The following is a 25764-nucleotide window of genomic DNA, read 5'->3' on the forward strand; positions in this document are numbered from 1 at the left end:
TGGTTCTCAGCGCTGGTTCAGAGGGCGTCGGGGCCGCGCTCGCCGGTGCGGACCCGGACGGCGGTCTCGACCGGGATCGACCAGACCTTGCCGTCGCCGATCTTCCCGGTGCGGGCCGCCTTGACGACCACGTCGATCAGCTGCTCGGCGTCCTCGTCCTCGACCAGTATCTCGATCCGGACCTTCGGCACCAGGTCGACGGTGTACTCGGCGCCGCGGTAGACCTCGGTGTGGCCGCGCTGCCGGCCGTACCCGCTGGCCTCGGTGACGGTCAGGCCGTGCACCCCGAAGGCCTGCAGGGCGTCCTTGACCTCGTCCAGGCGGTGCGGCTTGATGACGGCGGTGATCAGCTTCATCGGGCGTCGACCTCGGTCTTCTCGGCGGGGACGGCAGCGGCGGGGGCGGCGACGGGGCGGGCGAGGCTGGCGCCGACGGCGGTGAAGTCGTAGGCGGACTCGGCGTGCTCGGCCTGGTCGATGCCGGACACCTCGACGTCCTCGGAGACCCGGAAGCCGATGGTCTTCTGGATCGCCTGACCCAGCAGCCAGGAGAGCACGAAGGAGTAGACCAGGACCACGACCACGCCGAACGCCTGCTTGCCGAGCTGGCCCAGGCCGCCGCCGTAGAACAGGCCGGACGCGGTCTGGCCGACGTGGCCGGTGGCGAAGAAGCCGATCAGCAGCGAGCCGACGATGCCGCCGACCAGGTGGACGCCGACCACGTCGAGCGAGTCGTCGAAGCCGAACTTGTACTTCAGGCTGATCGCCGCGGCGCACAGCGCACCGGCGATCAGGCCGATCGCGATCGAGCCGAGCGGGGAGACCGAGCCGCAGGCCGGGGTGATGGCGACCAGGCCGGCCACCGCGCCGGAGGCCGCGCCCAGGGTGGTGAACGCGCCGTGCCGGATCTTCTCGTAGGCCAGCCAGCCGAGGACGGCGGCGGCGGTGGCGACCTGGGTGTTGACGAAGGCCATGCCCGCGACGCCGTTGGCGGCCAGCGCCGAGCCCGCGTTGAAGCCGAACCAGCCGAACCACAGCAGGCCGGAGCCGAGCATCACCAGCGGCAGGCTGTGCGGGCGCATCGGGTCCTTCTTGAAGCCGATCCGCTTGCCCAGCACCAGCGCCAGGGCGAGGCCCGCCGCACCGGCGTTGATGTGCACCGCGGTGCCGCCGGCGAAGTCGATCACGCCGTTGCGGTCACCGAGCCAGCCGCCGTTGCCGCCGTCGAAGAAGAACACCCAGTGCGCGACCGGGAAGTACACGACGGTCACCCAGAGCGCCACGAACAGGCTCCAGGCCGCGAACTTCGCCCGGTCCGCGATGGCGCCGCTGATCAGCGCCGGGGTGATGATCGCGAACATCAGCTGGAAGGCCGCGAAGCCGGTCACCGGGATCGTCCCGGTGAGCGCGTTCAGGTCGATGCCGCGCATGCCCAGGTAGTCGAGGTTGCCGATCAGACCCGCCCCGGCGTCCGGCCCGAAGGCCAGCGTGTAGCCGTACAGGACCCAGAGCACGGTGACGATGGCCAGTGAGACGAAGCTCATCACCAGCATGTTGAGGGTGCTCTTGACCCTGACCATGCCTCCGTAGAAGAAGGCCAGGCCCGGGGTCATCAACATGACCAGGGCCGCACAGATGAACACAAAGGCGGTATCGCCCGCGCTGAAGCCGTCCGGCATCGGCGTCTCCTCCGAAATGAGAGCCGCACCACGACCGGGATACCTGTCCCGTGCCATCCCGGCGTGTCGGCGATGAGAGGAGAGTGCCGAAGGCGGGTTTCGGCCGATGCGGCTCGGTGTTTCGCCGCAGTGACGCGGTTGGCGCGCCCGTTACGGGCACGTGAACCACGGCAGGTGACGCGTACTGGACAGCGCGTGTCATACTGCCGCGGCCGTCCGGACGGGCGGGTCGGACGGCCGCGGGAGACGGGGCGGAGCGGAACCGGAAGGGCCGGGGCGGAGCGGAACCGGAAGGGCCGCGGCGGAGCGGAACCGGAAGGGCCGCGGCGGGGTCAGACCACCGAGACGAACTCCGGGATGTCGTGCACCACCCGCTCGGCCAGCCGGTCCACCCCGGGGGCGCCGCGGAAGTCCCGGCTGGCGGCCTCGGAGGTCTTGCGGACCCGGGTGTTCAGCCGCTCGGAGCGCACCTTCTTGGCGATGTCCACCGCCTCCTCGCAGTACTTCGCCGCGTCCTCCGGCTCGTTCTGCAGCAGCCGCACCGAGGCCATCCCGACCAGGTTGAACGCGTAGGTGCGGACGTGCTCGCCGTCCTCCCGGAACCGGTCGACCGCCTCGGTGATCAGCGGCTCGGCGGCCTTGGCCATCGCGAGGCCGCGGTCCGAGGTGTAGGCCAGGTCCCGGTAGGAGTGCCCGTTCTCCGCGCACAGCTCGGCGTACGAGAAGAACTTGAGCCAGGTCGGCGTCTCCTCGTTGCTCTCCCGGATGTCGCTGAAGGTGTCCTCCGCCAGCCGGACCGCCCGGGCGCAGCGGTTGACCTCGCCGATGTTGGAGTACGCGCGCGCCTCCATCGCGTACAGCAGCGACTGCTGGCGGGCGGTGGCGGTGTCCCGGCTGCCGTACTGGGCGAGGTGGATCAGCTCCAGCGCGTCCTCGCCGCGGTTGAGGTGGATCATCTGCCGGCTCATGTCGGTCAGCACGTGCGCGCCGAACGGGCGGTCGCCCGCCTCCTTGGCCGCGTGCAGCGCCAGCACGTAGTACTTCTGCGCGCTCGGGTGCATGCCCACGTCGTACGACATGAAGCCCGCCAGGTGGGCGAGTTCGGCGGTGATCCGGAACAGCCGCTTGGTGGTCGCCTCGGGGTAGGTCTCCTGCAACAGGTCGGTGACCTCGTGGAGTTGGCCGACCACCGCCTTGCGGCGCAGGCCGCCGCCGTTCTGCGCGTCCCACTTGCGGAACATCTCGGTGGTCTGCTCCAGCAGCTGCATCTCCGGCTCGGACAGCCGCCCGGAGAACTGGTGGCCGCCGTTGGCCGCCGCCAGGATCGGGGTGGGCGCGCCGTTCGGGCCGGGGGTCAGCCAGCGCTGCATCGGCTCGATCAGCGCCGCGCCGGCCGTCAGCGCGAGCGAAGTGCCCAGGAAGCCGCGGCGGTTGAGCATCAGGTCGCTGCGCGAGTACTCGCTGATCGCCTGCACGGTCTGCTGCGGGCTCCAGGGCAGGTCCACCCCGCTGCCGACGGTGGTCACCTGGACCACCGCGCGCAGGCCGAGGTCCTCGACCGAGACCACCGAGCCGAAGCGCTCCGAGAACAGCTCCGACATGATCTTCGGGATCGGCTCGCGGGGCTGCTCGCCGTCCAGCCACCGGCGCACCCGCGAGGTGTCGGTGGAGACGTGGTGCGCGCCGATCTGCCGTGCCCTGCGGTTCACTTGTCGCGCCAGCTCGCCCTTCGACCAGCCGCTGCGCGCGAACCAGGAGCCCAGCTTCTCGTTCGGCTGCTTCTCACCCATGGGACCGTCCCCATCCCGCCCCGAACCCGGGGCCCCTCTTCGCCCTGACCCGTTATCCATCACCGCCCGCGTGACCGGTCGGCTGCGTTCCGTATGCCGAACGTAGCGCCCCTCCGCCATCCGGGGGAGCAACGTCGGAGAAACGCCACCTTTCGCCACCCCCACGAGTGAACTACCGGACCGGCGGGCGCGCTTCACTATGAGTCAGCCCGGCATGACCCCGGCACATGCCCGGACCCGACGGAACCCGACGGAGGCACGCGTGCGGCAACGACGATCCGGCATCCGAAGCGCCGGTGCAAGGCGCCTGCTGGCCCGCGCCACCCGGATCGGTGTGCGCCGGTCCGCGCGCGCCTCCAGCGCACCCCGCACCACGCGCCCGACGGGCGACGCGCCGTCACCGTCCCGTAACCAGCGGCGACCGGAACCGGTTGGGGGTGGCATGGACAAGCTGTTCGGCACCCTGCGGCTCACCCCCCTCGGCGCCCGCCGCCGCACCCGGCCCACCGCGCTGCAGGCAGCCGCCGAGTACTCCGAGCGCTGGGGCTGGACGCTGGCCGCCGGCAGCCCGACCTCCCGCGCCGGGACGGCCTGCGACTGCGGCGTCCCGCACTGCGCCGCGCCCAACCTGCACCTGCGGGTCGGCCCGGCGATCGCCCCCGGCGCGACCGCCGCCGAACTCGCCGCCCGCTGTCCGGCCGACGCCCCGCTGCTGCTCCCGACGGGCCACCAGTTCGACGTCCTGGATGTCCCGGCCCAGCCCGGCCTGCAGGCCCTGGTCCGGCTGGAGCGGATGGGCACCCAGGTCGGCCCGGTGCTGGCCTCCCCGGCCGGCCGGCTGCTGCTCTTCGTCGCCCCCGGCACCGCCGAGCGCCTGCCCGACCTGCTCTACCGGATGGGCTGGGACGACGCCTCCCTCGACCTCACCTGCCACGGCCTCGGCTCCTACCTGGCCGCCCCGCCCACCCCGCTGGGGCCGCTCGGCCCGATGCGGTGGCTGCGCCGCCCCACCGCCGACGGCGCCCCGCCCGAGGCCCGCCTGCTGCTCGGCACCCTCGCGTACGCCTGCCACCGCACCCGGGACCGGCAGAGCGAGTTCGCCAGCTAGGGCCGCGTCCGGCACGCGGAAAGGTCCGTTCCGGGAGGGGGCTCCCTCCCGGAACGGACCTTTCGGGTGTTGCGCCGGCGCTAGCCGAGCAGGGCGTCCACGAAGGCGCCGGGTTCGAACGGGGCGAGGTCGTCCGCGCCCTCGCCGAGGCCGATGAGCTTGACCGGGACGCCGAGTTCGCGCTGCACCGAGATGACGATGCCGCCCTTGGCGGTGCCGTCGAGCTTGGTGAGCACGATGCCGGTGATGTCGACGACCTCCGCGAACACCCGGGCCTGGACCAGGCCGTTCTGTCCGGTGGTGGCGTCGAGCACGAGCAGCACCTCGTCGACCGGGCCGTGCTTCTCGACGACGCGCTTGACCTTGCCGAGCTCGTCCATCAGGCCGGTCTTGGTGTGCAGGCGGCCCGCGGTGTCGACCAGGACGGTGTCGACGCCGTCGGCGATGCCCTGCTTGACGGCGTCGAACGCGACCGAGGCCGGGTCGCCGCCCTCGGGGCCGCGGACGGTGTGCGCGCCGACCCGCTCGCCCCAGGTCTGCAGCTGGTCGGCGGCGGCGGCGCGGAAGGTGTCGGCGGCGCCGAGCACGACCTTCCGGCCGTCGGCGACCAGGACGCGGGCGAGCTTGCCGGTGGTGGTGGTCTTGCCGACGCCGTTGACGCCGACCACCAGGACCACGGCCGGGCCGTCCTCGTGCTTGACCGAGCGGACGGTGCGGTCGCTGTCGGTGCCGATCAGCTTGACGAGCTCCTCGCGGAGCAGGCCGCGCAGTTCGTCGGGGGTGCGGGTGCCGAGGACCTTGACCCGGGTGCGCAGGTTGTCGACGAGCTCCTGGGTAGCGGCGACGCCGACGTCGGCGGTGAGGAGGGTCTCCTCGATCTCCTCCCAGGTGTCCTCGTCGAGGCGGTCCCGGGAGAGCAGGGTCAGCAGGCCCTTGCCGAGGGTCGACTGCGAGCGGGAGAGCCGGGAGCGCAGCCGGACCAGGCGGCCGGCCGTGGGCTCGGGCACCTCGATCGCGGGCGCGGCCTCGGCCTCCTCGGCCCGCACCTCCTCGGCGGTCGGCTCCTCGGCGGTCGGCTGCTGGGCAGCCGGCTGCTCGGCCCCGGGCTCGACCGCGGCCCCGGGCTCGACCTCCGCTCCGGGCTCGACCTCCGCCTCGGGCTCGGTCGGGGCGGGCTTGGCCGGGGCGGGCGCGGTGATGGTCGGCGCCTGGCTCGGCCTGTCCAGTTCTTTGCGTCGTCTGCCGGAGACGACGAGTCCGGTGATCGCGCCGATGGCGACCACCGCGATGACAACGGCAAGGATCACGTATTCCATAACCCGTCCAGTATCACTTAGCGCCTATGCCGGGCCCGGTTCCGCGGGTTCCAGCGCTGTCCTGTGCCCGTCCTTGCGTTCCGACTGCCCCGGTACCCGCAACCGCTGGCTGATCACCTGCGAGATGCCGTCGCCCTTCATGGTGACGCCGTAGAGGGCGTCGGCGGACTCCATGGTGAGCTTCTGGTGGGTGATGACGATCAGTTGGGAGCTCTCCCGCAGCTCCTCCATGATCCCGACCAGGCGCCGCAGGTTGGTCTCGTCGAGCGCGGCCTCCACCTCGTCCATCACGTAGAACGGGCTGGGCCTGGCCTTGAAGATGGACACCAGCAGGGCGACGGCGGTGAGCGAGCGCTCGCCGCCGGAGAGCAGCGAGAGCCGCTTGACCTTCTTGCCGGGCGGCCTGGCCTCGACCTCGACGCCGGTGGTGAGCATGTTCTCCGGGTCGGTGAGCAGCAGTCGGCCCTCGCCGCCGGGGAAGAGCCGGGCGAAGACGCCCTCGAACTGGGCGGCGGTGTCGTGGTAGGCGGCGGTGAACAGCTGCTCGACCCGGATGTCGACGTCGCGGACGATGTCCATCAGGTCGCGGCGGCTCTTGCGGAGGTCGTCGAGCTGCTCGCCGAGGAACTGGTGGCGGGCCTCCAGGGCGGCGAACTCCTCCAGCGCGAGCGGGTTGACCTTGCCGAGCTGCTGGTGGGCGCGTTCGGCGGCCCTCAGGCGCTGCTCGACCTCGGCCCGGACGTAGGGGCGGGGCTCGCCGGGCTCCTGGGCCCCGGTGCCGTCCCGGCCGTCGGCGCCGTCCCGGCCGTCCGCGGGCGGCGGGGCGGGGACGGGCTGGTCGGGGCCGTAGCCCGCGAGCAGGTCGCCGCCCTCGATGCCGAACTCCTCCAGGGCCCTGGCCTCCAGCTGCTCGATCCGCAGCCGCTTCTCGGCGCGCAGCACCTCGTCGCGGTGGCCGGCGTCGACCAGGCGGTCGAGTTCGGCCTTGAGCTCGCGGCCGTGCTCGCGGAACTGCCGGAGTTCGGCCTCGCGGGCGGTGCGGTCGGCCTCGACGGCGGCGCGTTCGGTCTCGGCGGCGGCGAGGGTCCGCTCGATCCGGCCGAGCAGGTGGCGGGCGCCGGTGGCGACGGCGGTGGCGACGGCGGCCTCGCGGCGGGCGCGGTCGCGGCGCTCGGCGGCGCGGGCGCGGGCCTCGCGCTCGGCGCGGGCGGCGCGGTCGAGCTGGTCGGCGCGGCCGGCCAGGTTGCGGACCCGTTCCTCGTGGGTGCGGACGGCCAGCCGGGACTCCACCTCGGCCTGCCGGGCGGCGGTTCCGGCGGCGGCGAGCCGGTCGCGTTCGGCGGGGTCGGGTTCGTCCTCGCCGTCCTCGGCGAGTTCCTCGGCGGTGGCGAGCCGGGCGGCGAGTTCCGCGGCGGCGGTGCGGGCCGCGGCGAGGCCGTTCTCGGCCGCGGCGGCGGCGTCGGCGGTGCGTCCGGCCTCGTCGGCGGCGGCCCGGGCCGCGCCGCCGGAGCGGCCGAGGGCTCCGGCGAGTTCGGCCCGGCGCTGTTCGCCGCGGCGCCGGAGGGTGGTCAACTGCTCGACTTCGGCGGCGAGTTCGGCCCGGTGTTCGCGGGCGGCGGCGAGTTCCGCCGCCGACTGCGCGCAGCGGGCGTCGAGTTCGGCGATGCCGCGGGCGGCCTCGGCGACGGCGGCCCGGGTCTCCAGCGGGCTGGGCGCGCCGGGCGAGCCGCCGTGGGCGAGGGTGGCGGTGAGCAGGTCGCCGTCCCGGGTGACGGCGCTCCAGCCCGGGTGGGCGGCGGTCACCTTCCGTGCGGCGTCCAGGTCTTCGACCACGGCGGTGCGTTCCAGCAGCCGTCGGGCGGCGGCTGCGACGGCGGGCGGTCCGTCGACCAGGGCTCCGGCCCACCGGGCTCCGGCGGGCGGCTCCGCCACGGGCACAGCGGCGTCAGCGGCATCGGCATCGGCATCGGCGATCAGCAGGGCGGCCCGGCCGGCGTCCGCGGTGCGCAGCCAGGCCAGGGCGTCGGCGGCGGCGTCCGCGTCGGGGACGGCGACGGCTTCGGCGGCGGCGCCGAGCGCGGCGGCCAGGGCGAGTTCGAACCCGGGTGCGACGGTGAGGAGTTCGGCGGTGGGGCCGAGGACGCCGGGGCGTTCCAGCAGGGCGGCGCTGCCGTCCTTGCGGCGCAGGCCGAGGGCGAGCGCGTCGTGCCGGGCGGTGAGGGCGGCGCGTTCCCTCTCGGCGGCGGCGAGCGCCTCGCGGGCCGCCGAGGCCGCCCGTTCGGCGTCCCGCAGTGCGCTGCGGACCCGGTCGTGGCGTTCCTCGCTCTCCCCCTCCCCCGCGGCGAACTCCCGGTGCTGCTCCTGGAGTTGCTCGTGCTCCTGCTGGGCGGCGGCGGCCCGCAGCCGGGCCTCGTCGCGGGCGGTGGCGAGCCGCTGCGCCTCGGCCTCGGCGGCGTCGGCCCGGGAGCGGGCGGCGGCGACGGCGCCCTGCAGGCGGGCGAGGCCTTCGCGCCGGTCGGCGATGGCCCGGGCGGCGGCCCGGAGCCTGGTCTCCTCGGCGGCCAGGGCGCGTTCGTGCTCGGCGCGCTCCTCGACGGCTTCGGCCAGGGCGTCCTGCGCCTGTTCCAGGGCCGCTTCGAGGGCGGCCTCCTCCTCGCGGACCCGGACGGCCTCGCGCTCCAGCTCCTCCGGTTCGCGGCCGCGGCGCTCCTCCAGCTGTCCGGCGGTGGCGGCGGCGCGCACCCGGGCCTCGGCGAGTCCGACGGTGCCGCGGGTGCGTTCGGCGAGCGAGGAGAGCCGGTACCAGGTCTGCCGGGCGGCCTCCAGGGCGGGCCCGAGCTGTTCGACCTGGGCCTCCAGGACGGCTTCGCGCTGGAGGGCGGCGGCGAGTTCCTGTTCGACCGTGGTGCGGCGGAGCCCCAGGGCGAGCTCGTCGGCGACCTCGGCCTCGACGGCGCGGCGCAGGGTGAGCAGGTCGTCGGCGAGCAGCCGCAGCCGGGCGTCGCGCAGTTCGGCCTGGATGCCCGCGGCGCGCCGGGCGATCCTGGCCTGGCGGCCCAACGGGCCGAGCTGGCGGCGCAGTTCGGAGACCAGGTCCTGGACGCGGTTGAGGTTGGTCTGCATCGCGTCGAGCTTCCGCAGCGCCTTCTCCTTGCGCTTGCGGTGCTTGAGGACGCCGGCCGCCTCCTCGATGAAGGCGCGCCGCCCCATCGGGTCGGCGTGCAGGACGGAGTCGAGCTGGCCCTGGCTGACGATGACGTGCATCTCGCGGCCGATGCCGGAGTCGGAGAGCAGTTCCTGGATGTCGAGCAGTCGGCAGACGGTGCCGTTGAGCGCGTACTCGCTGCCGCCGTTGCGGAACATCGTCCGGGTGAGGGTGACCTCGGAGTAGTCGATCGGCAGGGCGCCGTCGGTGTTGTCGATGGTGAGGCTGACCTCGGCGCGGCCGAGCGGGGGGCGCCCGCTGGTGCCCGCGAAGATGACGTCCTCCATCTTGCCGCCGCGCAGCGACTTGGCGCCCTGCTCGCCCATCACCCAGGAGAGCGCGTCGACGACGTTGGACTTGCCGGAGCCGTTGGGGCCGACCACGCAGGTGATGCCGGGTTCGAAGCGCAGGGTGGTCGCCGAGGCGAAGGACTTGAACCCGCGCAGGGTCAGGCTCTTGAGGTGCACCCGACCGTCCTCTCGCCGCGCCGCGGACCGCCGCGCCGCGCCCCGTCACCTGCCGTTCCGCTCCGGGACGGCCCGCCGCCTGCGACTGTATCCGGCCGCACCACCGACGGGCCCCAGGCGGTGGTTTGACCGTGCGGCGGGTCGGGCAGCCTCTCGGCAGCGGACCGGCGTGGACACGACGAAGGGACGTCCGCTCCGGACGTCCCTTGCAGGCTGCCATCCCCTCGCCAGGGGGAAGCTCAGCGCACGACTGCGTCGATCGTGAGGACCACGAACGATCAGGTCAGGGCCGGCTCGCGCTGGTCCAGGTCGATGCTGCTGAGCAGCGAGTGCTCGTCGGCGACGGCGGACAGGGCGTCGTTCTCGGCCTGGAGCTTCACGAGCTCGTTCTCCAGGTCCTGGACGCGCTGCTGCAGCCGTCGCATCTCGGAGAGCATTCGCGGGTCGGGGCCGCCGACGTACCCGAGAAGCGCCTTTGCCATGATGTGTGGTCCTCCACGCTGAGTGACCGAACCGTTTACGGTGGGTCTTTGGGGGAAGGGATACGCACGCGCCTGCGCGCCGGACGTGCTGGCTGGGCACTACGAGGGCATCGCTGGTGAGTGACACACTCACAAACGTGGCCTCGCCGGTTAAACGCAAACCTGTGCGCGGGTTTCCAGCGTCTCACCAAAGACCGTACGGGTCAACACGATCACCGCACGCTACCGCGCCCCTGTCACCTGCATGGCGGGAACCTCACACCATCGGCCGGGCTAGTGGATCACTACGTCTGCGGAGTCAACCACGAGTGCGCCGCGATGGCAACCCTATGACACCGGCAGTTGCCGGGGGGCTCTCCTCCCGCCGGCAACTGCGGTGTGCTCATCGGATCGCGAAGCCCTCGTACCCGTCGCCCACGGCCGTCCAGATCTCGGTGACCCCGCTGACCTGACCAGGCGTTCCGGGCCCGCGCAGCGCGGCGAGCAGCCGCTCGCAGTCGGCGCGCGACCCCTCGGCGACCACCTGGACGCGGCCGTCCCCGAGGTTGCTCGTGTAGCCCGTCAGCCCGATCTCCAGGGCCCTGGCCCTGGTCCACCAGCGGAACCCCACCTGCTGGACGCGCCCGCGCACCCAGATGGTGGTGCGGACGGACCGGTGGCTGTCGTGACCTTGCATGTGTCCGACCATAGTCGGGTACTCCGGGGGCGCCCGGAACGGGCTTCACGCCCCTTCCACCGACCCTCCCCACCACCGCACGCCCCGCCCCCGGCGGCGCAGGGCGGCGCCGGGGCGCGGGTCAGCCGCCGAAGCCGCCGAAGTCGTCCCCGCCGAAACCGCCGAAGTCGTCGCCGCCGAAGTCGCTGCCGCCGCCGGCGCCGGGGTCGAAGTCGTCGCCCGCGTACTCGCCGCCGTCCTGGCCGTCCCCGCCGCCCTGGTCGTCCGCGTAGGCGTAGCCGGGGGTGGCGAGCGCCGAGCCGAGCACGGTGCCGACCAGCAGGCCGGGCAGCAGGCCGCCGCCGAAGTAGCCGCCCGCCCAGGGGCTGTAGACGGGGCCGGCGTTCCAGTACGGCTGGTGGTGGCCGTCCTCGGTCTCCACGGTGCGGACGTGCGGGTCGCGGCCGCCGGAGATCCGGGCCGCGTCGTCGGCGCAGGCCGGGACGGGGCGCGGGGCTCCGCCGGGCGGGGCCCACGGGACGTCGGTGGTGGAGGGGCCGTGCCGCGGGTCGAAGAAGCACGGGACGCGGCGCTCGGGCAGCGGGCGGCCCTCGCGGCGGGCGGCCAGGGTGGCCAGCGCGAACCGGCCCTGCTCCAGCGCCTCGGTCACCGGGCGGACGTCCGCGGGCCGCTCCGCCGCGTCCATGGTCCGCTTGGCGCGGTCGTAGGCGTCCAGCGCGGCGGTGTAGTCGGTGCGCCGGTCGTCGTCCGCGTCGGGGGCGCCGGGGTCGAAGTCGAGCCGGTCGAGCTCCTCGCCGAACGCGGTGATGTCCTCGTCCACCACGGTGCGCAGCCGGGCGAGTTCGGCCCGGGCCTGCTCCTCCCTGCGCCTCCTGGCGCGGCGGACCAGCAAGAGGGCGCCCGCGCCGAGCAGCACGACCAGCAGCACCGGGACGAGCACCCAGGCGATCGAGGTGCTGTGCTGCGGGCCGTCGCCCTCGACCTTCTCCGCGGCCCCGTCGACGAACTCGTTCAGGGTGGCGCCGATGTCCCCGCCGTTGGAGCGGTACGCGGCACCGGCCAGGTTCCGGGCCGTGGCCTGGTCCAGCACCTCGGGGCCGGAGGACTGGGCCTGGAACTGGTCGCCGCGCCAGATCGCGTAGACGCCGGCGGCACCGACCTTGGTGCGGAGGTCGACGAACAGGTTCTTCGTCGGGTAGGCCTCGCTGTCGGGCAGCACCGCGACGTAGATCGGCTTGTCGACGTCCTTGAGCTTCTTCGCCAGCCCCTCCGCCTGCTCCGCGGAGAAGCGGCTGCTCATCGACGGGTCGACGTAGAGCTGGACCCTCTTCATGGCGTCGGCCGCGTCGTTCAGGCCGGACGCCGACGCGGGCGCGGCCGGTACGAGCACCGTCAGCAGGCCGAGCAGCACCGCCAGGAGGGCGGCGGGCCCGGCGGCGCGGGAGCGGCGGAGCACAGTTCTCATGCTCCCGACGGTACCGGTCGACCGGTCGGCGACACGCCCTCCTCGGGCGCCACCCCCTACTCCAGGGCGAGACGGGCCGCCGGAACCCCCGCCGACCGGCCGGAGTTGCCCCCGGACGTCCCGGCCGGGGCGCCGGAGCAGGCATAGTGGTGACGATCTTCCGCACCACCCGCCCTCCGCGCCCCCCGGCCTTCCCTACCGCCCCGCTCTCCGCCCCGCCCCGCTCTCCGCCCCGCCCGGCCCTCCGCGCCGCCCAGCCCACCCGACAGGAGACCCCAGGTGTTCCTCGGCCTCGTCACCGCCGTCGCGGCGTCCGTCTGCTACGGCACCGGGTCGGTGCTGCAGGCCCTCGGCGCCCGCCGCTCCGCCCGGCAGGAGGCGGCGTCCGGCACCGTCACCGAGCACGGCGGGCCGAGCCTGTCCTCGACCGCGAAGGCCGCCGTCACCTGGGAGTTCATCCTCGGCACGGTGCTGGACTTCGTCGGCTTCGGCCTCGGCGCGCTGGCCGCCCGGCTGCTGCCGCTGTTCCTGTCGCAGACCATCATCAGCGCCAACCTGGTGATCACCGCGGTGCTGTCGGTGAAGCTGCTGGGCCTGCGGCTGCGCCAGTTGGAGTGGCTGTCGATCGGGATCCTGTGCGGCGCGCTGGTGCTGCTCGCGGTGGCCGCCGGCCCGGAGGGCGGGCACGAGGCGGCCCGGGCGTTCCACTGGGCGCTGCTGATCGGCTCGGCGGTGCTGATCGCGGGCGGTTCGCTGGTGGTGCGACGGCTCGGGTCGAGCGGGGCGATCGTGGCGGGCCTGCTCTCCGGCCTGGGCTTCGGCGCGCTGGGCATCGGCGTGCGGGTCCTGGACGGCGTGCAGCCCTTCGACCTCGGCGCGCTGCTCGCCGACCCGGCCCTGTACGCCGTGCTGGTCGGCGGCCTGGGCGGGATGTACCTGCACACCGTCGCCCTGCAGATCGGCTCGGTGAACGGCGCGACCGCCGCCCTGGTGGTCGGCGAGACGGTCGTCCCCGGCGCCGTGGGCGTGCTCTGGCTCGGCGACTCCTCCCGGGACGGCCTGGGCTGGCTGGCCGTCCTCGGCTTCCTGCTGGCGGTGGCCAGCGCCGTCGGCGTGGCCTACTTCGGCGAGGAGGGCGGCGCGCTGCACGCGGCCGCCGAGGAGGAGAAGGCGACCGCCGGGACGTCGAACTGACCGGGCGGGCTGGCGTCGTCCTCTCCCCGGGCCGGCGGAGTCGGCGCGGTGGCTGCTCGCCCTCGACCCGGACTTCCCGGGCGCCCGCCGGCGGCAGGAGGTGGAGCGGATCGCCTGGAGCTGGGCGCGCGGACGGCTCGGGTCAGGCCCGGGGCGGGCGCTGGCAGGCGGGGCAGGAGTAGCTGGAGCGGTTCATCCAGGCGTCCCGGCGCATCGCGGTGCCGCAGCGGCGGCAGGGCCGGCCCTCGCGGCCGTACGCGTCGAGGTCGCGGGAGAAGTAGCCGCTCTCGCCGTTGACGTTGACGTACATCGAGTCGAAGCTGGTGCCGCCGACGGCCAGCGCCGCGGTCATCACGTCCCGGGCGTGGCCGAGGAGTTCGAGCGCGGCGGGGCGGGTGAGGGTGGCGGTGGGGCGGTCGTAGTGGAGGCGGCTGCGCCAGAGCGCCTCGTCGGCGTAGATGTTGCCGACGCCGCTGACCAGGGTCTGGTCGAGCAGGGCGCGCTTGACGGTGGTGCGCTTGGCGCGCAGGGCGCGGGCGAAGGCGGCGTCGTCGAAGCGGGCGTCGAGCGGGTCGCGGGCGATGTGGGCGAGCGAGACGGGGGTGGCCTCGGGGTCGTCGGCCTCGGCCTCCTCGACGGCCAGGCCGCCGAAGGTGCGCTGGTCGACGAAGCGCAGCTCGGTGCCGCCGTCGGCGAAGCGGAGCCGGGCCCGCAGGTGCACGGAGTCGGCCATCTCCGGTTCCTGGACGAGGAGTTGGCCGCTCATGCCGAGGTGGCCGACCATCGAGAGGCCGTCGCCGAGCGGCACCCACAGGTACTTGCCGCGGCGCTGCGGCTCGCCGAGGGTGCGGCCGCGCAGCAGGGCGGTGAACTCGTCGGCGCCGCCGGGCTGGCGGCGCACCGCGCGCGGGTGCAGCACCTGGACGTCGGCGACGGTGCGTCCGGCGGCCCAGCGGGCCAGACCGCGGCGGACGACCTCGACCTCGGGCAGTTCGGGCACGGCGGGCCGGTCAGACCGTCGCGGCGGACTCGCCGGCGGCCTTGGCTGCGGCGGCGGCCTCGTTCTCGGCCTTGATGGTGCGCCAGGCGGACTCGGCGGCCTTCTGCTCGGCTTCCTTCTTCGAGCGTCCGCTGCCGGAGCCGTAGTCCTGGCCGGCCACCCGGGCGGCGGCGGTGAAGGTCTTCTCGTGGTCCGGGCCGGATTCGGTGACCACGTACTCGGGGACGCCCAGGCCGACGGCGGCGGTGAGCTCCTGGAGGCTGGTCTTCCAGTCGAGTCCGGCGCCGAGCTGCGCGGATTCCGCGATCAGCGGGTCGAACAGGCGGTGGACGAACTCGGTGGCCGCTTCCAGGCCCTGGTCGAGGTAGATCGCGCCGATCACGGCCTCGACGGTGTCCGCGAGGATCGACGACTTGTCGCGGCCGCCGGTGCCCTCCTCGCCCTTGCCCAGGCGGATGAAGGCACCGAGGTCCAGGCCGCGGCCGACCTCGGCGAGCGCGCGGGAGTTGACCACCGCGGCGCGGAGTTTGGCGAGCGTGCCCTCGGCGACCTCCGGGTGGAGGCGGTAGAGGGTGTCGGTCACCACGAGGCCCAGCACCGAGTCGCCGAGGAACTCCAGGCGCTCGTTGGTGGGCAGCCCGCCGTTCTCGTACGCGTACGAGCGGTGGGTCAGGGCGCGTACCAGAAGGGCGCGCTCGAGCTGGTAGCCGAGGCGCCCTTCCAGGACGTCGTATTCGGTCGAAGCCGGCCCACCGCCCTTGCCCCCGTTGGTCCCGGGGTTCGGCTTGCGGGTGGAACTGCCACTGTCCGACATCGATCCGTGCACCCCGCCGATCAGACCGAGAGGACCTGGCGACGGTTGTACGTGCCGCAGGTCGGGCACGCGGTGTGCCCGAGCTTCGGCTCGTGGCAGCGGTCGCACGCGACGAGCGCGGGCACGACGGCCTTCCAGTTGGAACGGCGGTGACGCGTGTTGCTGCGCGACATCTTCCGCTTCGGAACAGCCACGGTAAATCTCCTGGTTCTACGGCGGGGCCCTCACGGGTACCGCTGTGTCTTATTCCTCGTCACCCTCGTCGCCGGGGGCGGCGGAGAGTCCCTGCAGAGCCGCCCACCGGGGGTCGGCGGCGTCGTGGTGGTGCGACGGGTCGTCGCTCAGGCGGGCCCCGCACTCGGAGCACAGACCCAGGCAGTCGTCCTGGCACACCGGCTGCAGCGGCAGTGCGAGCACCACCGCGTCACGCAGCACCGGCTGGAGGTCGAACAGGTCGCCCTCCAGGCGGTAAGTCTCGTCCTCGGACTCCTCGTCGAAGTCGTCCCCCGCGATCGCGCGGTGACGCTCCTCGGACTCCGGGTAGTAGTACAGCTCCTGGAAGTCGACCTCCAGGTCGTCCTCCACCGGCTCCAGGCAGCGGGAGCACTCGCCGGTGACGCGGGCCTCGGCGGTGCCGGTGACCAGCACGCCCTCGACCACGGACTCCAGGCGGAGCTCCAGCTTGATCTCGCTCTTCTCGGGAACGCCGATCACGTCCGCGACGCCGAGCTCCGCCGGGGCCTCCAGGGTGCGGGCGACCTTGCGCAGCGATCCGGGGCGACGGCCGAGCTCGTGCGTGTCGAACACGAGGGGGTCGCGGTGGTCGAGGCGGTTCAAGGCTTCCTGACTTCCTGGTGGCGGCACGCATCCCTGCGCGGCGCGGGTTTCGGTTTCCTGCGGTGCGGCGCGGCCCGGAAGCGGGCGCGCGGCGAACCCGGCACGAACGGGCCGGAGTGGTCAGACTACCGGAGAGTCCGCGCCGAACCCAACTCGCCCCTCAGCGGCCGCCCAGCTCCCGCAGCCTGGTCATGTCGATCATGCTGGTGTCGAAGAAGCTGGTCTCGTCCAGTCCGCCCTGCTGCTGCGGCAGCTGCGCCTGCTGCGGCGCCTGCTGCGGGTAGCCGTACGGGTCGGCGGGCAGCGGGTTGCCCCACTGGTCGAAGCCCTGCGGCTGCTGGTACTGCGGCTGCTGCTGGTAGTACGGGTCGACCGGCTGCTGGTGCCCGTAGGGCTGGCCGTACGGGTCGGTCTGCGGGGCCGCGGCCGGGTCGTAGCCGCCGCCGTACGCCTCGGCGTACTGCGGGGCCTGCGGCTGGGCGTAGGGGTCCTCGCCGGGCTGCTGCCAGCCCGCCGCGGCCGGGGTCTGCTCGGGCCAGGACTGCTGCTGCGGGACGTCGGCGTACCAGTCCTGCGGCTGCTGCTCGGGCTCGGGCCCGCCGCCGACCGCGGCGAAGCCCGCCGCGACCGCCTCGGCGCGGTCCTTGAGCTGCTGGGCCTCGTCGGCGGCGGCCAGGTAGGCGCCCAGCTCGTCGATCGGGGCCTTGCCGAGCAGCTTGTCGCGGCCCTTGCCGACGGCCTCCAGGGTGGCGGAGAGCACCGCTTCCAGGGTGGCCAGCTTCACGTCGACGTACTCGTCGGCCTCCGGGCTGGGGCTGATCCGCGGGCGGAACTCCTCGCCGTCCTCGGCGCCGTCCGCCTCCGGCTCGTACACCCCGGACTCGCCGCGCAGCTTGTGCCGTCCGCGGCCGACCGCGCCGAGCGTCTTGGTGAGCACCACCTCGAAGTTGGCCAGCTTGGAGTCGACGTAGTCGTCGGCCTCGGCCCGCTTGGTCTGCACCTCGGCCCGCGCCTCGGCGAGGATCCGGTCCGCCTCGGCCTGGGCCTGCCGGACCACCTCGGTGTCGGAGATCAGCGAGCCGCGCTCGTCGTGCGCGCCGCGGATGATCCGGTCGGCCTGGTCCTGGGCGTCGGCCACCATCTGCTGGTGGTCCGCCACCACCGACTGGGCCTGGGCGAGTTCCGCGGGCATGGTCTCCCGCAGGTCGCGGAGCAGTCCGGTCAACTCGGCACGGTTGACCACGCAGGACGACGACATCGGCATCGCCTTGGCCTTCTCGACCACCGCGATGATCTCGTCGAGTTTCTGCTGCACGTCCACGGGCGCATTCAGTCTTTCCGTGTGCCGCCGAGGTGCGGCGGAGGCAGTGCCCGGAAGACCGCTGGGTGCGGCCCCGGGGCCGGGAGTACAGACTGTACGGCCACCCACCCCACCGCTCGCAACGCCCTGCTCAGTTGCGCCGTTCGGCGATCCGCTCGACCAGTCGGCGGTGCACTGCGGGGGGCAGCAGGTGCGAGACGTCGCCGCCCAGCGAGGCGACCTCCTTGACCAGGCTGGAGGACAGGAAGCTGTACGTCGGCGAGGTCGGCACGAAGAGCGTCTCGACGCCGGTCAGCCCGTGGTTCATCTGGGCCATCTGCAGCTCGTAGTCGAAGTCGCCGGCCGCCCGCAGGCCCTTGATGATCGCCGGGATGCCGCGCTCGCGGCAGAAGTCCACCAGCAGGCCGCTGTGCGACTCCACCTCGATGTTGCCCAGGTGCGCGGTGGTCTCCCCGATCAGGCCGATCCGCTCCTCGATGGAGAACATGCCCTGCTTGTTGCGGTTGATCAGCACCGCCACGTGCACCACGTCGTACAGCTTGGAGGCCCGCTCGATGATGTCGAGGTGTCCGTTGGTGATGGGGTCGAAGGACCCCGGGCAGACGGCGCGGCGCATGCGTGATCTCCCTCGTGGGGCGGGACGTTCTGCTACGAGTCTTGGTCAGTCCCGTCGGCGGCGCGACCGTACCAGAGCGTGCCCTCGCCGTACTTGCGCGAGCGCAGCCCCTCGAAGCCGTCCGGCCAGGCGAACTCGCCGCCGCGGGTGCTGCGTTCCACGGTGACGAGAACGTCGGCGGACAGCCAGCCCCCCGAGCGGAGTGTGACCAGCATCTCCTGCAGCACGGCGTCCTCCACCGCGTACGGCGGATCCAGGAACACCAGGTCGTACGGCTCGGCCGGGGGCGCCCCCGCGATCACCTTCTCGGCCCGGTCGGCCCGCACCTCGGCGCCGGGCAGGCCCAGCGTCCGGACGTTCTCCCGCACGGTGCGGACGGCGGCCGCGTCGGCCTCCACCAGCAGGGCGTGCGCCGCCCCGCGGGAGAGCGCCTCCAGGCCGACCGCGCCGCTGCCCGCGAACAGGTCCAGCATCCGGGCCCCGGCGATCGGGCCGAACAGCGCCTCGACGGTGGAGAACATCGCCTCCCGCGCCTTGTCGGACGTCGGGCGGGTGTTCCGGCCGGGCGGCGCGGCGAGCGGGCGGCCTCCGGCACGGCCGGCGATCACGCGAGGCATGGCGAGTCCTTAGGACAGCGGGGAGCGGGGAGCGGGGAACTGCGCGCCCGACCATAGCCGACGAAACGGGCACGGCCGGGCGCGCGGCTCCTCACCTCCCCCGCGGGCTCACTCGTTGGCGGCGGCGCCCAGCAGCGTCGGCGAGGCGTAGCGCGACCAGGACAGGCAGCCGTCGGGCGGGCAGTGCTCGGGGCGGCGCGGGTCGTGGCCGAGCTCGCGCAGCTTGGTGCGGACGGAGTCGGGCGTGCGGCCGTAGCGGGCGGCGATCCGGGCGATGGTCTCGCCGTCGTGGAAGCGGCGGACCAGCTCCTCCTCGTGCTGCGGCACCCAGGGGGCGCCGTGGCCGGGGTAGAGCTCGCGGAGCACGTCCCGGTCGGGGATCGGCTCGGAGACGTCGGCGACGATGGCCAGCGCGCGCAGGGCGCGGTTGAGCGCGATGCGCAGCGAGGCGACGTCCTCCACCGGGAGGCGGAGCTTGCCGGAGGCGACCGGGTTGGCGGAGTTGCCCTCGCGCCAGCCGGTCAGGGTGAGGGTGACTTCGCGGTCGTCCTCGCTGGCGACCTCGATCCGGAAGACCTTGTCGCCGAGCGGGAGCTCGTTGAGGTGACGGAATGCCATGCAATGACCCCCAAATCTCGTGCCGGGGACGCGACTTGGAGTGCGCCCCGAACAACTACATTCTCTCCCGGGGCACTGACAACCGAGGTGCTCGAACGACCCGCCTCAGCCCTTCTCCAGGTACTCGGCGCGGTCCTCGTCGAGCAGGCTCTCCAGGGCGGTGCGCAGCTCCGGGTGGGCCTCCAGCGCGGGGTCGGCGGCGACCAGCCGGGTGGCCTCGGCGCGGGCGGTGGCGATGACCTCCTCGTCCTCCAGCACCGAGAGCACCTTGAGCGAGGACTTCACGCCGGACTGGGCCTGGCCGAGCACGTCGCCCTCGCGGCGCTGTTCGAGGTCGATCCGGGAGAGCGCGAAGCCGTCCAGCGTGCCGGCCACCGCGTCCAGCCGGGCCCGGGCGGCGCTGGCCGCGGGCATGTCGCTGACCAGCAGGCACAGCCCGGCGGCGGAGCCGCGGCCGACCCGGCCGCGCAGCTGGTGCAGCTGGGAGACGCCGAACCGGTCGGCGTCCATGATCACCATGACGGTGGAGTTCGGCACGTTGACGCCGACCTCGATCACGGTGGTGGCGACCAGCACGTCCACCTCCCCGGCGGCGAAGCGGCGCATCACGTCGTCCTTCGCCTCGGGGGCGAGCCGGCCGTGCAGGACCTCCACCCGCAGCCCGGCCAGCGGGCCCTTCGCGAGCTTCTCGGCGGTCTCCACCACGGCCAGCGGCGGCCGCCGCTCCTCGCCCTCGGCGCTCGCCCCCGCGTCGACCTCCTCGGGGTCCTCCCTGCGCCTCTTCTTCCCCTTGGCCGGCTCCTCCTCGTCCCCGATCCGCGGGCAGACCACGTACGCCTGGTGGCCCTTGCCGACCTCCTCGCGGACGCGCTCCCAGGCCCGGGCGAGGAAGTTGGGCTTCTCCAGGGCGGGCACCACGTGCGTGGAGATCGGCGAGCGGCCGGAAGGCAGCTGGTCCAGGACGGAGGTCTCCAGGTCTCCGAAGACGGTCATCGCGACGGTCCGCGGGATCGGCGTGGCGGTCATCACCAGCAGGTGCGGGGGCTGCTCGCCCTTGGCGCGCAGCGCGTCGCGCTGCTCGACGCCGAAGCGGTGCTGCTCGTCGACGACGACCAGGCCGAGGTCGGCGAACTGCACCCGGTCCTCGATCAGGGCGTGCGTGCCGATCGCGATCCCGGCCTTGCCGGAGGCCATGTCGAGCAGCGCGCCGCGGCGGGCGGCGGCGCCCATCGAGCCGGTCAGCAGGGCGACCCGGGTGCCGATCTCGGAGCCGCCGATCATCCCGGCCTCGGCGAGGTCGCCCATCATCTCGACGATCGAGCGGTGGTGCTGCTGGGCGAGCACCTCGGTGGGGGCGAGCAGCACGGCCTGCCCGCCGGTGTCGACCACGGCGAGCATGGCGCGCAGCGCCACCAGCGTCTTCCCCGAGCCGACCTCGCCCTGCAGCAGCCGGTGCATCGGGTGCTCGGTGGCCAGGTCGGCGAAGATCTCGGCGCAGACCTTGCGCTGGCCGTCGGTGAGGGTGAACGGGAGCCGCTCGTCGAAGGCGTCCAGCACCCGGCCGGGGACGGGGCGGCGCGGGACGGCGGGCAGGGCGGAGTCGGCGGCCCGGCGGCGGGCCAGCGCGACCTGCAGGACGAAGGCCTCGTCCCAGCGCAGCCGGTTGCGGGCGCGCTCCTTCTCGACCTGGTCGCGCGGGCGGTGGACCAGCTCCAGCGCCTCGGGCAGCGGGATCAGGCCGTGCTCGGCGCGCAGCTCGGCGGGCAGCGGTTCGCCGACGTCGGCGAGGTGCTTGGTGAGGGCCATCTCGACGCACAGCGCGAGCTTCCAGCTGGGCAGCTGGGCGCTGGCCGGGTAGACCGGGATGAGCCGCCCGGCGAACTGCTCCGCCGCCGAGGAGCCCTCCTCGTCGTCGATCAACTGGTAGTCGGGCGAGGCGAGTTGGCGGGTGCGGTTGAACAGGCCGACCTTGCCCGCGAACAGGCCCTGCCGGCCGGGGCGCAGGTCCTTCTGCCGCCAGCCCTGGTTGAAGAAGACCAGCGAGAGCTTCGAGCGGCCGTCGGTGACCACCACCTCCAGCCGGTCGCCCTTGCGGCCGCGGAACGGGATCAGCGTGACCTTCTCGATCCGGGCCAGCACCGTGACGTGCTCGTCCACCTCCAGCTCGTCCAGGCTGGTGAGCTGCCCGCGCTCGACGTACCGGCGCGGGTAGTGGTGCAGCAGGTCGCCGACCGTGCGCAGCTTGAGACCGTCGGCCAGCACCTTCGCGGTGCGGTCGCCGACCAGTTCCTTCAGCGGTTCATCGAGAGCGCCCATGGCGTCCCATTTCACACCACCGGACCGACGGCCCGGCTCACTCCACCCCGACGAGCAGCGGGGCCGCCTCCTGGCCGCCCCGGTAGGCGACGGTGTCGACCTCGGGGCGGGTGCGCCGGGCGTGCGCGATCAGCCGGTCGGCGAGGTCGTCGGGGGCCTCCTCGCCGAGCACCAGGGTGACCAGTTCGCCGCCGCCCGCGATCATCCGGTCGAGCACGGTCAGCGCGGTCTCGGTGAGGTCGGCGCCGATCACCGCGACGTCGCCGTCGATCAGGCCGAGCACGTCTCCGGCCTGGCAGACGCCCGCCATCGTCCAGGACTCGCCCTCGGCGACGGCCAGTTCGGCGTACCGGGTGGCGCCCGCCGCGGAGGTCATCGCCACCACGTCCTCGTCGAAGCGCCGCCCCGCGTCGTGCACGGCCAGCGCCGCCAGGCCCTGCACCGGGGAGCGGGTGGGCAGCACGGCGATCCGCACGCCCTCCTCGCGCAGCTGGTCGGCGGCCGCACCGGCGGCGGGCCGCAGCTCCGGGTCGTTGAGCAGCAGGACCACCTCGCGGGCCCCGCAGCGGTGCACGGCGGCGACCAGTTCGGCGCTCGCGGGCGGACGGTCCGGGTCGGCCGACAGCACCACCGACCCGGCCTGCTCGCACAGCTGCGCCAGCCCGCTGCCGGTCACCACGCTGAGCACCGCCCGCCCGTGCGAGACGGTCTCCTCGCGCTCCCCGGCCCGGGCCGCGGCCTCGGCGAAGTGGGTGATCCTGATCCGGTACGGCCGCCCCGCCTCGACGCCCGCCTCGACGGCCGCGCCCGCGTCGTCCACGTGCACGTGCACGTTCCACAGGCCGTCGCCGCCGCCGATCACCAGCGAGTCGCCGAGCCGCCCCAGCCGCTCGCGCAGCCCCGGCAGCTGCTCGTCCTCCGCCTCCAGCAGGTAGATCACCTCGAACGCGGGGTGGCCCGAGCCGGGCGCCCGCTCGTAGCTCTCGCAGCCGTCCACCACCAGCGGGTCGACCTCGCGGCGCAGCGCGACCGGGCCCATCGGCTGCTGCCCGGAGACGGCGTCCACCAGCGCGCCCAGCACCGCGACCAGGCCGCGGCCGCCCGCGTCGACCACGCCCGCCTCGGCCAGCGCCGACAGCTGGTGGGGGGTCAGCAGCAGCGCCTGCCGGGCCGCCCGGTACGCCTCCTGGGCCTGTCCGGTGAGGCCGTCCGCGTCGCCCGCGGCCTTCGCAGCGGCGGCCGCGACCGTCAGCAGGGTGCCCTCCACCGGTTCGGCGACCGCCCGGTACGCCGAGCGGGCGCCGTGGTCGAGCGCCCCGGCCAGCTCGCCGCCGTCCGCCAGCACCTCGGCCAGGCCGCGCAGCCACTGCGCGAGGATCACGCCGGAGTTCCCGCGCGCCCCGATCAGCGCGCCGCGGGCGGCGGCGGCCGCGGCGACCGCCAGCTCCGGCTCCTCGGCGGCGGCGAACACCGCGTCCAGCGCCTCGGCGGCGGACTCCACCGTCAGGTACAGGTTCGTCCCGGTGTCCCCGTCCGGCACCGGGTAGACGTTCAGCGCGTCGATCTCCTCGCGGGCCTGGCCGAGGGCGGCCAGCGCGAGCCGGCACCAGGTGCGGACGGCCGGGGCGTCGAGGGTGTCCAGCACCAGGTCTCCTCCGGATGAACGCCACGGGGACCCGACAGGACGCGGTGGCGAGGGGCGAGGGGCGATGCTGGCAGGTTATCGGCCCCCGCGGGGGTGCCCGCCGCAGGCTCGTGCCCAGCTCGGGGGAACGATCACCCCCGCGATCGTGGTAGTTTCGTTGAGCGGGAGTCACCGTTGTATGCTCTCCCGGTTGCCTGGAGCACCCCGGGCTAGTTCAAGTACCTGATCTGAAGTCTTGGAGTGACTCCTGTGGCTGCCAACTGTGACGTCTGCGGCAAGGGCCCGGGCTTCGGCAACAGCATCTCCCACTCGCACCGCCGCACCCCCCGTCGTTGGAACCCCAACATCCAGACGGTGCGCGCTGTGATCGGGCGGACGCCGAAGCGCCTCAACGTCTGCACCTCTTGCATCAAGGCCGGTAAGGTCTCGCGCTGACGCGCAGACCGGTCCGCCGGTCACCTGTTTTCCCGTAAGCCGACCACGCCCCTCCGGGGACCGTGGTCGGCTTTCGGCTTTTGCCGCGGGGGGAGCACGCCGGGGGCTCGCCGTTCCCCGAGCCCCGGTGCGTTCCCCCGCGTTCGCCTAGGAGTTCCGGGCCCGCCAGAAGTGGTCCACCGGCCCGATGCCGGAGCCGAGCGCGAAGCCGTGCGCGATCGCGCCGGTGACGTACGCCTTGGCGCGGGCGACGGCCTGCGGCACCGGGTCCCCGAGGGCGAGCTGCGCGGCGATCGCGCTGGCCAGGGTGCAGCCGGTGCCGTGGGTGTGGCGGTTGTCGTGGCGGGGGGCGCGGTACCAGTGGGGTTCGCCGTCGGGGCCGAGCAGCAGGTCGGCGGCCTCGCCTTCGAGGTGGCCGCCCTTGATCAGGGCCCAGTCGGGTCCGAGGTCGCGCAGGGCCTTCGCGGCGTCGAGCATCCCGTCCTCGCCGGTGACGGTGATCCCGGTGAGCTGGGTCACCTCGTGCAGGTTGGGGGTGGCGAGGGTGGCGACCGGGAGGAGCCGGCTGCGGAGGGTGGTGACGGCGTTCGCGGCGAGCAGGGCGTCGCCGTGCTTGGAGACGCCGACGGGGTCGACGACGACGGGGGCGGGGGCGTCGGCGAGCAGGTCGGCGACGGTCTCGACGAGTTCGACGGAGGCGAGCATCCCGGTCTTGACGGCCTGGACGCCGATGTCGTCGACGACGCTGCGGTACTGGGCGCGGACGGCTTCGGCGGGCAGTTCCCAGTAGCCCTGGACGCCGAGCGAGTTCTGCGCGGTGACGGCGGTGATGACGCTCATGCCGTGGACGCCGAGGGCGAGCATGGCCTTGAGGTCGGCCTGGATGCCCGCACCGCCGCCGCTGTCGGAGCCGGCGACGGTGAGGACTCGGGGCGGGGCGGCGGCGAAGGTGCTCATGCGCCCCAACCTACCGACCCGGCCCGGCGGGTCAGAGCACGGCCTCGGATTCCGTCCAGCGGTCCTGCGGGACGGTCTTGAGCTGGACGACGGCGTCGGCGATCGGGGTGAGGTGGATCTCGGTGCCGCGCAGCGCGGTGAAGTGCCCGTAGGCGCCCTTGTGGACGGCTTCGACGGCGTGCCAGCCGAAGCGGGTGGCGAGGACCCGGTCGAGGGCGGTGGGGGTGCCGCCGCGCTGGGTGTGGCCGAGGATGACCGGCCGGGCCTCCTTGCCGAGCAGGTTCTCCAGCTCGACGGCGAGCCGGGTGCCGATGCCGCCGAAGGTCTGGTGGCCGAACTGGTCGACCTGGCCGTGCTCGAAGCGCAGCGTGCCGGGCAGCGGCTGGGCGCCCTCGGCGACCGCGATGATGGCGAACTTCTTGCCGCGCCGGAAGCGCTCCTCGATCATCCGGGCGACGGCCTCGATGTCGAAGGGCTTCTCGGGGATGAGGATGCCGTGGGCGCCGCCGGCCATGCCCGCGGTGAGGGTGATCCAGCCGGTGTGGCGGCCCATCAGCTCGACGACCATGACCCGCTGGTGCGACTCGGCGGTGGTCTTGAGCCGGTCGATGGCCTCGGTGGCGACGTGCACGGCGGTGTCGAAGCCGAAGGTGACGTCGGTGGCGTCGATGTCGTTGTCGATGGTCTTGGGGACGGCGACGACGGGCAGTCCGGCGTCGCTGAACAGCTTGGCGGCGGTGAGGGTGCCCTCGCCGCCGATCGCGATCAGCGCGTCGATGCCGAGGTTCGCGGCGAGCTGCTCCGAGTTCTCGACGGCCCAGCGGATCTTCTCGCGCTGCACCCGGGCGGAGCCGAGGACGGTGCCGCCGAGGGTGAGCAGGCCGGTGACGTCCTCGTGCGTGATGGGCCGGGCGCGGCCCTCGATCAGCCCGAGGAAGCCGTCCTCGATGCCGAGGATCTCGTCGCCGTGCACGTCGGTGCCGCGGTGCACGACGGAGCGGATGACCGCGTTGAGGCCGGGGCAGTCGCCGCCGCTGGTGAGAACGCCGATTCGCATGGTGGCTGTGCTCCTGCTCCTGGGGGTGCGCCCCCGCGTACGTGGGTGGACCGGACCGTCGACGCTGTCGGTCCGCCCGACAGGGGCAACCCTACGCGCTCGGGGGCCGTACCAGCCGGTAGCCCTCCGGGCAGCGCGGGCCCGCCCGCG

23 protein-coding genes are annotated in these 25764 nt (G+C 73.8%); 3 read left to right on the top strand and 20 right to left on the bottom strand.

The features are described from left to right. Nucleotides 1-17 precede the first annotated feature (17 nt). The 3 genes from OO57_RS13660 to OO57_RS13670 all read right to left on the bottom strand — a co-directional run bounded on the left by OO57_RS13660 (nt 18) and on the right by OO57_RS13670 (nt 3468). Nucleotides 18-356, bottom strand: a complete 339-nt coding sequence (locus OO57_RS13660) for a P-II family nitrogen regulator (protein WP_033252690.1) — start codon at nt 354-356, stop codon at nt 18-20. Beyond that, nucleotides 353-1678 (bottom strand): ammonium transporter, encoded by a 1326-nt coding sequence (locus OO57_RS13665; RefSeq protein WP_033252691.1) that lies wholly within the window; start codon nt 1676-1678, stop codon nt 353-355. The genes OO57_RS13660 and OO57_RS13665 overlap by 4 nt, the downstream gene beginning before the upstream one ends. A gap of 332 nt (nt 1679-2010) precedes the next feature. After that, nucleotides 2011-3468, bottom strand: a complete 1458-nt coding sequence (locus tag OO57_RS13670) for a hypothetical protein (RefSeq protein ID WP_033252692.1) — start codon at nt 3466-3468, stop codon at nt 2011-2013. A gap of 442 nt (nt 3469-3910) precedes the next feature. Between OO57_RS13670 and OO57_RS13675 the strand changes: the two genes are divergently transcribed. Further along, the gene (locus OO57_RS13675; protein ID WP_033252693.1) at nt 3911-4576 is read left to right on the top strand and encodes a bifunctional DNA primase/polymerase; all 666 of its coding nucleotides are present in this window, start codon (nt 3911-3913) and stop codon (nt 4574-4576) included. An 80-nt stretch (nt 4577-4656) separates the two neighbouring features. Here the strand turns inward: OO57_RS13675 and ftsY are convergent, their stop codons facing one another. The 5 genes from ftsY to OO57_RS13700 all read right to left on the bottom strand — a co-directional run bounded on the left by ftsY (nt 4657) and on the right by OO57_RS13700 (nt 12187). Beyond that, nucleotides 4657-5892: a signal recognition particle-docking protein FtsY gene (gene ftsY / locus OO57_RS13680; RefSeq protein ID WP_033252694.1), complete on the bottom strand. Its 1236-nt coding sequence runs from the start codon at nt 5890-5892 to the stop codon at nt 4657-4659. A gap of 24 nt (nt 5893-5916) precedes the next feature. Next, nucleotides 5917-9564 (bottom strand): chromosome segregation protein SMC, encoded by a 3648-nt coding sequence (smc, locus tag OO57_RS13685; protein ID WP_033252695.1) that lies wholly within the window; start codon nt 9562-9564, stop codon nt 5917-5919. A gap of 278 nt (nt 9565-9842) precedes the next feature. Beyond that, nucleotides 9843-10046, bottom strand: coding sequence for a hypothetical protein (locus tag OO57_RS13690; RefSeq protein ID WP_030458828.1), 204 nt, complete (start codon nt 10044-10046; stop codon nt 9843-9845). 382 nt (nt 10047-10428) lie between these two features. Then, on the bottom strand, nt 10429-10722 hold the full coding sequence (locus OO57_RS13695; protein WP_033252728.1) for an acylphosphatase: 294 nt from the start codon (nt 10720-10722) through the stop codon (nt 10429-10431). Nucleotides 10723-10843: 121 nt separating this feature from the next. Next, nucleotides 10844-12187 carry a membrane protein gene (locus OO57_RS13700; RefSeq protein ID WP_033252696.1) on the bottom strand — a complete coding sequence of 448 codons (1344 nt, stop codon included), beginning with the start codon at nt 12185-12187 and terminating at the stop codon, nt 10844-10846. 279 nt (nt 12188-12466) lie between these two features. Here OO57_RS13700 and OO57_RS13705 point away from each other — a divergent pair, with 279 nt between their 5' ends. After that, nucleotides 12467-13381, top strand: coding sequence for a hypothetical protein (locus OO57_RS13705; protein WP_033252697.1), 915 nt, complete (start codon nt 12467-12469; stop codon nt 13379-13381). A gap of 142 nt (nt 13382-13523) precedes the next feature. Here OO57_RS13705 and mutM read toward each other — a convergent pair whose 3' ends face one another. The 10 genes from mutM to OO57_RS13755 form a co-directional block, all read right to left on the bottom strand. Next, the gene (gene mutM / locus OO57_RS13710; protein WP_033252698.1) at nt 13524-14381 is read right to left on the bottom strand and encodes a bifunctional DNA-formamidopyrimidine glycosylase/DNA-(apurinic or apyrimidinic site) lyase; all 858 of its coding nucleotides are present in this window, start codon (nt 14379-14381) and stop codon (nt 13524-13526) included. A 10-nt stretch (nt 14382-14391) separates the two neighbouring features. Further along, on the bottom strand, nt 14392-15195 hold the full coding sequence (gene rnc, locus OO57_RS13715) for a ribonuclease III (protein ID WP_033252699.1): 804 nt from the start codon (nt 15193-15195) through the stop codon (nt 14392-14394). 20 nt (nt 15196-15215) lie between these two features. Further along, the gene (rpmF, locus tag OO57_RS13720; protein ID WP_033252700.1) at nt 15216-15389 is read right to left on the bottom strand and encodes a 50S ribosomal protein L32; all 174 of its coding nucleotides are present in this window, start codon (nt 15387-15389) and stop codon (nt 15216-15218) included. A gap of 49 nt (nt 15390-15438) precedes the next feature. Next, complete coding sequence (locus OO57_RS13725) at nt 15439-16032, bottom strand: YceD family protein (protein ID WP_033252701.1); 594 nt, start codon at nt 16030-16032, stop codon at nt 15439-15441. A 160-nt stretch (nt 16033-16192) separates the two neighbouring features. Next, nucleotides 16193-17353 carry an ATP synthase F0 subunit B gene (locus OO57_RS13730; RefSeq protein WP_033252702.1) on the bottom strand — a complete coding sequence of 387 codons (1161 nt, stop codon included), beginning with the start codon at nt 17351-17353 and terminating at the stop codon, nt 16193-16195. Between the two features lie 130 nt (nt 17354-17483). Continuing rightward, nucleotides 17484-17969 (bottom strand): pantetheine-phosphate adenylyltransferase, encoded by a 486-nt coding sequence (gene coaD, locus OO57_RS13735; protein WP_033252703.1) that lies wholly within the window; start codon nt 17967-17969, stop codon nt 17484-17486. A 32-nt stretch (nt 17970-18001) separates the two neighbouring features. Then, entirely contained in the window at nt 18002-18586 is a 585-nt protein-coding gene (rsmD, locus tag OO57_RS13740) for a 16S rRNA (guanine(966)-N(2))-methyltransferase RsmD (RefSeq protein ID WP_033252704.1), read from the bottom strand. A 108-nt stretch (nt 18587-18694) separates the two neighbouring features. Next, nucleotides 18695-19204: a hypothetical protein gene (locus OO57_RS13745; protein WP_033252705.1), complete on the bottom strand. Its 510-nt coding sequence runs from the start codon at nt 19202-19204 to the stop codon at nt 18695-18697. A gap of 105 nt (nt 19205-19309) precedes the next feature. Further along, nucleotides 19310-21520 (bottom strand): ATP-dependent DNA helicase RecG, encoded by a 2211-nt coding sequence (recG, locus tag OO57_RS13750; protein ID WP_033252706.1) that lies wholly within the window; start codon nt 21518-21520, stop codon nt 19310-19312. Nucleotides 21521-21557: 37 nt separating this feature from the next. Continuing rightward, nucleotides 21558-23165: a DAK2 domain-containing protein gene (locus OO57_RS13755; RefSeq protein WP_033252707.1), complete on the bottom strand. Its 1608-nt coding sequence runs from the start codon at nt 23163-23165 to the stop codon at nt 21558-21560. 249 nt (nt 23166-23414) lie between these two features. Here OO57_RS13755 and rpmB point away from each other — a divergent pair, with 249 nt between their 5' ends. After that, nucleotides 23415-23600, top strand: a complete 186-nt coding sequence (rpmB, locus tag OO57_RS41035; RefSeq protein ID WP_014138233.1) for a 50S ribosomal protein L28 — start codon at nt 23415-23417, stop codon at nt 23598-23600. Nucleotides 23601-23747: 147 nt separating this feature from the next. Here rpmB and thiD read toward each other — a convergent pair whose 3' ends face one another. Both thiD and OO57_RS13765 read right to left on the bottom strand, forming a co-directional pair. After that, nucleotides 23748-24557, bottom strand: coding sequence for a bifunctional hydroxymethylpyrimidine kinase/phosphomethylpyrimidine kinase (gene thiD / locus OO57_RS13760; RefSeq protein WP_033252708.1), 810 nt, complete (start codon nt 24555-24557; stop codon nt 23748-23750). A 31-nt stretch (nt 24558-24588) separates the two neighbouring features. Continuing rightward, nucleotides 24589-25614 carry a 6-phosphofructokinase gene (locus OO57_RS13765; protein ID WP_033252709.1) on the bottom strand — a complete coding sequence of 342 codons (1026 nt, stop codon included), beginning with the start codon at nt 25612-25614 and terminating at the stop codon, nt 24589-24591. Nucleotides 25615-25764: the final 150 nt, after the last annotated feature.

Origin of the sequence: Kitasatospora phosalacinea, from assembly GCF_000717185.1 — a bacterium.
Classification (GTDB): domain Bacteria; phylum Actinomycetota; class Actinomycetes; order Streptomycetales; family Streptomycetaceae; genus Kitasatospora; species Kitasatospora phosalacinea_A.

Excerpts from the sequence above, each read along its gene's own strand:
- OO57_RS13660 (WP_033252690.1), bottom strand. The coding sequence starts at position 356 with ATGAAGCTGATCACCGCCGTCATCAAGCCGCACCGCCTGGACGAGGTC.
- OO57_RS13665 (WP_033252691.1), bottom strand. The coding sequence starts at position 1,678 with ATGCCGGACGGCTTCAGCGCGGGCGATACCGCCTTTGTGTTCATCTGT.
- OO57_RS13670 (WP_033252692.1), bottom strand. The coding sequence starts at position 3,468 with ATGGGTGAGAAGCAGCCGAACGAGAAGCTGGGCTCCTGGTTCGCGCGC.
- OO57_RS13675 (WP_033252693.1), top strand. The coding sequence starts at position 3,911 with ATGGACAAGCTGTTCGGCACCCTGCGGCTCACCCCCCTCGGCGCCCGC.
- ftsY (WP_033252694.1), bottom strand. The coding sequence starts at position 5,892 with ATGGAATACGTGATCCTTGCCGTTGTCATCGCGGTGGTCGCCATCGGC.
- OO57_RS13690 (WP_030458828.1), bottom strand. The coding sequence starts at position 10,046 with ATGGCAAAGGCGCTTCTCGGGTACGTCGGCGGCCCCGACCCGCGAATG.
- OO57_RS13695 (WP_033252728.1), bottom strand. The coding sequence starts at position 10,722 with ATGCAAGGTCACGACAGCCACCGGTCCGTCCGCACCACCATCTGGGTG.
- OO57_RS13700 (WP_033252696.1), bottom strand. The coding sequence starts at position 12,187 with ATGAGAACTGTGCTCCGCCGCTCCCGCGCCGCCGGGCCCGCCGCCCTC.
- rnc (WP_033252699.1), bottom strand. The coding sequence starts at position 15,195 with ATGTCGGACAGTGGCAGTTCCACCCGCAAGCCGAACCCCGGGACCAAC.
- coaD (WP_033252703.1), bottom strand. The coding sequence starts at position 17,969 with ATGCGCCGCGCCGTCTGCCCGGGGTCCTTCGACCCCATCACCAACGGA.
- rsmD (WP_033252704.1), bottom strand. The coding sequence starts at position 18,586 with ATGCCTCGCGTGATCGCCGGCCGTGCCGGAGGCCGCCCGCTCGCCGCG.
- OO57_RS13745 (WP_033252705.1), bottom strand. The coding sequence starts at position 19,204 with ATGGCATTCCGTCACCTCAACGAGCTCCCGCTCGGCGACAAGGTCTTC.
- recG (WP_033252706.1), bottom strand. The coding sequence starts at position 21,520 with ATGGGCGCTCTCGATGAACCGCTGAAGGAACTGGTCGGCGACCGCACC.
- thiD (WP_033252708.1), bottom strand. The coding sequence starts at position 24,557 with ATGAGCACCTTCGCCGCCGCCCCGCCCCGAGTCCTCACCGTCGCCGGC.
- OO57_RS13765 (WP_033252709.1), bottom strand. The coding sequence starts at position 25,614 with ATGCGAATCGGCGTTCTCACCAGCGGCGGCGACTGCCCCGGCCTCAAC.